The organism is Conexibacter stalactiti (assembly GCF_033542075.1).
GTDB lineage: Bacteria > Actinomycetota > Thermoleophilia > Solirubrobacterales > Solirubrobacteraceae > Conexibacter > Conexibacter stalactiti.
Genome location: NZ_JAWSTH010000210.1, coordinates 1 through 2,199, shown reverse-complemented (window position 1 = coordinate 2,199; position 2,199 = coordinate 1). Strand labels below are relative to the sequence as shown.

Genomic DNA, 2,199 nt, shown 5'->3' with positions numbered 1-2,199 from the left:
CGCGGGCGGGGCGCCGTGCGCGTGGCGGGGCGCGGGAGCGACCCTGCGCGCGCGGCTTGGCGCGGCCGCGTCGGCGGCCGCGTCCGCGCCGCCATCCCACAGCAACGCCTGCGCGTAGCGCATCGTCGTCGTGCCGTCGGCGAGCGCGTGATGGATCCGCCAGACGAGCAGCGCGCCGCCGTCGCGCAACGGCACGACGTCGATCTGCCACAGCGGCCGGTCGCGCGGCAGCCGCTGCGCGAACAGGGCCGCGACCGTGTCGAGCACGCCGTCGCGGTCGAGCGGGGCGGGGGACGACACCGCCGTCACGTGCCGGGCCAGGTCGAATGAGCGGTCGGCGACCCACGCCGGCGCCTCGGGCGGGCCGCCGAGCCGGCGCGTCAGCAGCGGCGCGGCGGCGAGGCGGGCGTCGATCCGCGTGCGCAGCGCGTCGAGCGACGGCGCGCCGGGAGCGAGGCGCACGACCTTGCAGGTGTGGCCGGCGACGGTCGCGCTCTCCAGCGCGAGGATCGCGCGGTCCTCGGGCGCGAGCGGGAGCGCGTCGGGCAGCTGCGGCGGATCGGAGGCGGCCATCAAGTCAGATGATCGGGCACCCGGCGCGGGCGCGCGAGCCGCCGGCCCTCACTCCAGCGAGTCGAGGAAGTCGACGAGCGCGGAGAAGTTGCGCGGATCGCGCTCGGAGAGCTGGCCGAATGACGGCATCGGCGGGGTCGGGTGCAGCAGCACCTCACGGATCTGCTCGGCTGAGAGGCGATCGCCGACGCGTGTGAGGTCCGGCCCGGGACCGTCGCCTCCGCCGCTGCCGATCTTGTGGCAGGCGACGCAGCCGCTCTGGTTGAAGGTCGACTGTCCGCGGCGCCAGGTCGCGAGCGCGTCGCCGCTCAGGCCCGCGGGCGGTCTCGGCCGCACGCCGGAGACGAACCAGCCGCGCTCGGCGTCCGTCGCAGTCGTGCGCTCGCCATCGTCGTCGCCACCGCAGGCGACCAGCGCCGCGCTGAGCGCACCACAGAGAAGCAGCGCCCGGAGGGAGTTCGGGCGGCTCGCGGCCAAGCGCCCCCGCTCAGCGCCCGACGCCGACGATGCGCAGTGCCATCTCGCCGTACTCGTGCGCCACGTCGGTCTCGCTCAGCGGGCCCTCGTCGCGGAACCAGACGGCGACGGAGGTCGCCATCTCGATGATCGCGAAGGAGGCGAGCTTCGCCGAGTTGACCTTGAACGCGCCCTGCAGCACGCCGCGTTCGATCGTGTCGCGGAAGCGGCGCTCGTACAGCTCGCGGCGGCCGCGCTGCTCGGTCCGCGCCGGCTCTTCGAGGTTTCTCAGCTCGCGGTCGCCGATCAGCGCCGAGCGGCGGTGGCTGGTGTGCACGAGCACGTGCGCCTCGGTCATGCCGCGCAGCTGCTCGACGACGTCGTCGGTCGCGGCGAGCGCCTCGTCCTGCTTGGCGATCATCCGCTCCATCCCCGTCTTCATCAGGCGGGCGAGGATCTCCTGCTTGGAGCCGACGTGGTTGTAGAGGCTGGGCGCCTGCACGCCCAGTTCGGCCGCGACGTGCTTCATCGTCGTGCCGTGGTAGCCGCGCTCGGAGAAGAGCGTCAGCGCCGCCTCGGCGACGTCGTTCCAGCGACCGGTGCCCTCTCTGGGCGCGGTCGCGGCGGCTGTTGACGTGGGCGTGGGCGGCATCGTGTCGATCCTATCTTCGAAGACGGTCGAGTTCGAGGGGGAATCGACTCGGGCTTGCGTACTAACCAACGTTCGTTACTGTACCGCCATGCCGATCTACGAGTTCGCCTGCCGGGGCTGCGGCCCCTTCGACGTGCAGCGGCCGATGGCGCGGGCGGCCGAGCCGGCCGACTGCCCGGGCTGCGGAACGCCAGCCGCGCGCATCTTCTCCGCCCCGGCCTCCAGGGCCCCGATCGCGGCCGGCGTGCGCGCTGGACTCGCCGCCGAGGAGCGCAGCCGCGACGCGCCGCAGCGCGTCAACGGCTCCCAGATCGGCCACGGCCACGCCGGCCACAACCACAGACACACCCACGGCACGAGCGGAGGCCGTCCATGGCAGCTGAGTCACTGAGCGGCGCGGGCGGGAGCGGGGAGCCGCGCGCGGCCGCCGCGCCCGCCGGCAGCAACGCGGAGCGCTCGCGCGTCGCGCTCGTCAGCGGCGCGGCCGGCCCCGTCGGTCGCGCGATCTGCGCCGCCCT

Annotated in this window: 4 protein-coding genes; 1 reads left to right on the top strand and 3 read right to left on the bottom strand. The window is 74.7% G+C overall.

What is annotated here, in order from left to right:
* The 3 genes from R7226_RS31310 to R7226_RS31300 all read right to left on the bottom strand — a co-directional run.
* Positions 1 to 573 (bottom strand): wax ester/triacylglycerol synthase domain-containing protein (locus R7226_RS31310; RefSeq protein WP_318601489.1); only part of this gene is annotated, 573 nt, incomplete at its 3' end.
* A 48-nt stretch (positions 574 to 621) separates the two neighbouring features.
* On the bottom strand, positions 622 to 1,050 hold the full coding sequence (locus R7226_RS31305; protein WP_318601486.1) for a c-type cytochrome: 429 nt from the start codon (positions 1,048 to 1,050) through the stop codon (positions 622 to 624).
* Positions 1,051 to 1,060: 10 nt separating this feature from the next.
* Positions 1,061 to 1,681 carry a TetR/AcrR family transcriptional regulator gene (locus tag R7226_RS31300; RefSeq protein ID WP_318601485.1) on the bottom strand — a complete coding sequence of 207 codons (621 nt, stop codon included), beginning with the start codon at positions 1,679 to 1,681 and terminating at the stop codon, positions 1,061 to 1,063.
* Positions 1,682 to 1,769: 88 nt separating this feature from the next.
* Between R7226_RS31300 and R7226_RS31295 the strand changes: the two genes are divergently transcribed.
* Complete coding sequence (locus tag R7226_RS31295) at positions 1,770 to 2,072, top strand: FmdB family zinc ribbon protein (protein ID WP_318601484.1); 303 nt, start codon at positions 1,770 to 1,772, stop codon at positions 2,070 to 2,072.
* Positions 2,073 to 2,199: the final 127 nt, after the last annotated feature.

Coding starts and splice junctions, on each gene's coding strand:
- R7226_RS31300 (WP_318601485.1), bottom strand. CDS start 1,681: ATGCCGCCCACGCCCACGTCAACAGCCGCCGCGACCGCGCCCAGAGAG.
- R7226_RS31295 (WP_318601484.1), top strand. CDS start 1,770: ATGCCGATCTACGAGTTCGCCTGCCGGGGCTGCGGCCCCTTCGACGTG.